Annotated in this window: 5 protein-coding genes; 1 reads left to right on the top strand and 4 read right to left on the bottom strand. The window is 60.8% G+C overall.

Going from position 1 to position 4,796, the window contains the following annotated elements; translation table 11 throughout:
- Positions 1-16: 16 nt before the first annotated feature.
- The 4 genes from AC1D00_RS27060 to AC1D00_RS27045 form a co-directional block, all read right to left on the bottom strand.
- Entirely contained in the window at positions 17-577 is a 561-nt protein-coding gene (locus tag AC1D00_RS27060) for a hypothetical protein (RefSeq protein ID WP_477012763.1), read from the bottom strand.
- A 505-nt stretch (positions 578-1,082) separates the two neighbouring features.
- Complete coding sequence (locus AC1D00_RS27055; RefSeq protein ID WP_477012762.1) at positions 1,083-1,718, bottom strand: transglutaminase-like cysteine peptidase; 636 nt, start codon at positions 1,716-1,718, stop codon at positions 1,083-1,085.
- A gap of 238 nt (positions 1,719-1,956) precedes the next feature.
- A complete protein-coding gene (locus AC1D00_RS27050; protein ID WP_477012761.1) occupies positions 1,957-2,592 on the bottom strand; it encodes a hypothetical protein in 636 nt (211 codons plus the stop codon).
- Between the two features lie 50 nt (positions 2,593-2,642).
- Positions 2,643-4,064 (bottom strand): O-antigen ligase family protein, encoded by a 1,422-nt coding sequence (locus AC1D00_RS27045; RefSeq protein WP_477012760.1) that lies wholly within the window; start codon positions 4,062-4,064, stop codon positions 2,643-2,645.
- A 99-nt stretch (positions 4,065-4,163) separates the two neighbouring features.
- Between AC1D00_RS27045 and AC1D00_RS27040 the strand changes: the two genes are divergently transcribed.
- Complete coding sequence (locus AC1D00_RS27040) at positions 4,164-4,727, top strand: hypothetical protein (RefSeq protein ID WP_477012759.1); 564 nt, start codon at positions 4,164-4,166, stop codon at positions 4,725-4,727.
- Positions 4,728-4,796 lie beyond the last annotated feature (69 nt).

The following is a 4,796-nucleotide window of genomic DNA, read 5'->3' as shown; positions in this document are numbered from 1 at the left end:
CTGCGCGCTGGGAGGGCTATTGCGGAAGCTGTACGGGGGCAAACGGATCTGCAAGTTCGGTTTTCCATTCTCCCGACATCAGATCGGCGCCGGGGTTCGCTCCCCTGGCGACCGGGGTGGCGGAAGCGGAATCATCCGCAGCGGCCGAGTAGCCGGATAGCACGGCGAGATCGCCCACCTTCTGCACGAATTCGTTGATCTTGCGCGAGGCCGCGGGCTTGATGGTGAGGCATCGCATTTCTGCCGCTCGCAGGGCGGCGCCGATGGCCGGCCGATCGGCGTTGGCAGCTTCGCCGATCAGCGTCCGGACCGCCGGAAGCACGTCGACGCTGGTGACGAGATAGCCCGTCAGCCGGCCTGTCAGCTTGTCCCTCTCATTGCGCAGCTTCTGCAGCAGCGACCCCGGCGACTTCGTGAACGTATCCAGGTCGACCTGAGCGGCACGCTCCGATAATTCGACGCACTGTGCCTGGCACGAGCTCGCTAGTCCGGCGACAGCCACGCCAATCGCGATGGCCGCCAGAAAGCGAAACCTCGTTAATTTATCCATTCGTCGAATCATGGCGTTGCCGCTCACGCATGTACCTCGGCTGGTTGGACAGAAACTACGGTGGGATCAGATCAGATCGTTTACCTATCTTGCTAAAGAACTGTGTCAATTTTTGTGCGGTGCAAAACTATATCTCCAAGGCCATGCTGCTACCAGCAATTTCTGCGTTAATGGGCAGTTCAGCAGTGGTGGATGATTAACGCCGGCCGCTCATTTTGACGGCAAGCGAGAGGCATTTTTTGTGGTGCGGGGACGGCACGCGAGGGGAGAGATCGAGCGTGTTACAACCGGCTGAAGGCCAGAGAATCAGCAACCGCGCGTTGCGCGGCGGCGGGGGCCCGTGAAACCTGATTCTGACCGAAGTTCTGATCGAGAATTGTGCGGATGGACCCCCGCGATAGGCAAGCCCTGCCGCCAGAAATCTTATGCTGCGGCGAGGGCGTTTGCCCGCGAAGTGAACACCGGTTCGCGTGCAGAACACGCGTCAAACAAGAAATAGAGTCCGTTCCGATTTGATCGGAACGGAGAGGCTCTAGTGAACCGCCGCGAGGCGGTTGGCCCGGAGGCGTTCGCCGCGGGGGCCGATCGCAACCCAGAAGCGCGGATTGGCGCTGGACTGCATCGAGATCCACTCATAATCGGGCGAATTCCACGGGCGGACGCTGCTCGACAAATTGTCGAGAACGACGTCGCCGTCGGAAAGGCGTGCGACCAGCACGAGATGCCCTTGTCCGCCGTTGGTCAGCACGACGGCAAGGCGCAATGCGCTTTGCGGCCAACCCATCGCAATCAACTTGTGCCGCTTGGTCACCGCATAGTCGTTGCAGTCGCCGGCGGATGGCGAAACCGTCCAATGGGCGGTCATCGGATCGGTGGGCTTGCGCATCGGCGAGATGGCTTCGTTGATCGAGGCGTTGACCGAGCGCAACATTTCCATCGCCCGCTCGGCCGACGGCAATGCCTGCTGACCACCYTCGAAATCACATTCGGCGCGGTAGTTCATGCAGAACTTGACGAACTGAAGCGGTGCAAGAGTGTTGTCGAATTCCTGGATGAACGCGGTCTGAGTCGTCCGCGCAAGATCGCCCGAGGCATCGGCTTCCGCCCTCGCAGCGGAGCCTCCAAGCAAGATTGCCGTCGCGAGCATCGGTGCAAACAAGAGTTTCATGTCGTCCCCCGTCATTTGTTTTTTGTGACGCAGGTTCCGGTGTCTCACAAAGTTCTTGGGCTTGGGTGTTTCGGACGGCTAAAATTGAATCTAACCGCCCGGACAGCGTATCTGCCCAGCCTGTCTTGGTTAATTGATAAACAATTTATGGGCCGAGCAAGTTCCCGGCCAAATGTTCACGACGCCTCGATTGGCGCCGCCGCTCCACTCACAGGACGACTGGGGGTCGTGAGACGTTTCAGTTTGTGGGACTGACCGACGTCAATACCGGCGTTCCTGCTTGCGCGGCGGCGGTGAACAGTGTCGTCGAACTGGTGCTGCTGGCGCCGGCGCTGAAGGTCGGCGTAGGGGGCGTAGGCGTCGCGGAGCCGGCGCTGCTGCTCGGCGTCGTTCCTTGTCCGCCACCGGCACTGGTGTCTCCACTCGCATCCGCGCCCGAGGTCGCTTCGGTCGGGATGTCTCCGGTGATGCTCGTGAAAGCCTGGATCAGCGGCGGATTCTCGGTCTTCAGGACGACTTCCTGGATTTGCTGGGCGAACGCCGGCTGCGTCAGCGCACACACCGATGCCGCGGTGCCCAAACCTGCGCCAATCGCGCGACTCTGATCTGCCGAACTTGCCTTCGAAAGCGAGGCAATGCCTTCGAGCGTCTCGGGCCGAATCGTCAGCATGTCGCGAATCTCGGAGGCGAGGCCACCCTGGCCATCCTTGAACTGATTGAGAAACGCGTCGGGATGCTCGAGAAACGAGATCGCTCGCTCTGCCGACACAAGCGACGAGTTCGGGATGCAACCTCCGGTTGCTGGTGCCGCGTTTACCGGCGCCGTTGCGCCGGCCGAAAGCACCAAAAGACCTAATCCAACAACAAAGCGCATCCGACCTATGCCCAATCGAGACAAGAAAATAACCAATTAAGCTAACTTAATCATAGTTCACTCATCATAACTCCGCCACCGTTTTTTCGCATTGATGACGGCAGACATTGCGCCAACCCACATCCGGTGATCGCGGCGAAAAAGACGCCGTAACCAGGTATCTGCAGCGAAAAGTCGATGCTGCTGTGAAGCAGCCCGAGCGCCGCGACGCTGGTACCGATGATGGGTATGTAGCGGTCGCGTCGCCGCAGCAAGCTGCCTCTTATCAAATGGTAAATATACCAGAGGCCGCTCGCGACGATCACGATCGCGGCAGGCAGGCCGAGTTCGACGGCGAGCTCCAGCGGTGTGCTGTGCGCGCGGTCCCAAACGCCGTAGCTGCCGAGCTCGGCAGGCCTGTAGGAGGGGAAGACGGCCTCGAAGCTGCCTAATCCGATGCCAAAGAGCGGATGCTCCCGGATGATCGCGATCGAGGTGCGGTACGCTCCCAGCCGCTGCTCGTCGACGAGGCCATAAGCAAGGATTCGCCCGGCGACCACGCCGCCGATCAACTCAAGCAGCAGCAAGGCGATGACCGCGGCCGCCGCGAGCAACGTCCATCGACGAAGCTTGCCGACGTCGAGCGGCGCAAGGTAGAGCCCCCCGGCCAGTAGACAAGCGCAAATCGACAGCAGCAAGCCCGCGCGCGACCCCGTCATAGCCGTTGCCAGCGTGCAAAGGATGAATCCGCCGGCGAGCGCCGCCGGCAGGGAGAAATAATATGAAAGCCGCGCCATCCGCTGATCTGAAGGCGGCGCGTCATGCCTATCCCTGCGATGCAGGAAGCGTAACAGCGGCACCAGGAAGAGCAGGGCGCAACTGCCCCAGAAAGTCGCAGCCGTATTGYGATTGACGAAAGTCCCGGTGGCGAAGCCTAAATAAGCCTCCTTGCGCTTGAACAGCAGGGTGCCGGGATCGGCGATCTGTGCCCAGATTCCGTAAACGGCATACGCGCAACCCGCCCAAGCCAGAATCCGGAGCAACTGCTGCGCGGCCTTCGCGTCGGTCGCGAGGAAAACCGCGCGGACGAATGCAAGCGACAGCAGCAAGGGGTAGCCGAACGCGAGCCAGGGGCCGGTGGCCGTCATCGAAATGCGGTGGGGGACCGTCAGGCCCAGAAATTGGGTCGGCAATTCCCACACCGGGTCGGCTTGTCCGATCGGTGGATCGGGCCAGGCTTGAAGCGTCACAATTCCGCCGATCATCGCGATCGTCGCGAATAGCGGGAGCAACAGCCCGACCTGCTCGCGGCTGGTGCCGCCGAGATCCGCGGTCAGCAGGCTGAACACGAGCAGGACGGTCCAGACGCAAATCCAGACGAGGTCGACCGATCCAAGTGGAAACGGCGCCAGCACGAAGACGGAAATTGCCGTGATCCGCGAAGCTGAATGCAGCACGTTCCGAAGGCCGGCGCGCCGGGTAAGGCTATTCAATTCACCGTTCCATGCAGCGGGATAAGGGCAATTGAGCTCGTGGCTGTTGGGATCCTATCGGCATGGTCCAGGCGACCACCTTGCCAAGGACTCTCCAAATTGATCTGCAACTTTGATCCTCGAATTCACAACCTGATAGGGCAAATTCATCGCCCGAATAATGTTTGGTTGATTTTAATCGAGACAGTAACGAGGTTCCCGGAGGCGCGCAAATCGGATCCAAGTTGCTATGACAGCAACGGCGAAGTCGCGCGATGGCGAAGGATACTCGCAAGACCTCAGGACACGGGCCACAGCGCTCGCCGCTCGCGGCGCATTGCCAATGGCTGCTCGATGCGCCGCGCCTCGCCGACGCTCGTCGCCGCGCTGCGCATCAAACTCCTGACGGTGCCTTATGTCATTGACGGCACGATGGATGGGCCATCGTTGCCCGCTCTTGTCGAGCAGATCCCCGCGCCGACGCAGCCCAGGCGATATCTCATTCTGCGCACCCACGAGATCGACGGGCGGTCGAAGCGGTCGGTGCCAAGGCGCTCTAGGCCAAAGAGAGCGCTGTGCGAGGAAGCGGCGCGCACCGAGACAACGCTGATCGGCAGGTTCATCGAGACATTTGCAATCGGGCAGTGTGCGAACTACTCTCCACACGCCGGATACGCCTCCTGATCCACTTCAAGTGGAAAGCGCTCTGTGTCGAGCATCGGGAACGCTTTGGTTGAATCCCGAGTTCACAGC

It is taken from the genome of Bradyrhizobium sp. P2_E8 (assembly GCF_056403875.1).
This window is presented reverse-complemented; position numbering and strand designations above follow the sequence as displayed.

What these genes read in the sequence shown, in the direction of transcription:
- AC1D00_RS27050 (WP_477012761.1), bottom strand. Translation starts at nt 2,592, where the DNA reads ATGCGCTTTGTTGTTGGATTAGGTCTTTTGGTGCTTTCGGCCGGCGCA.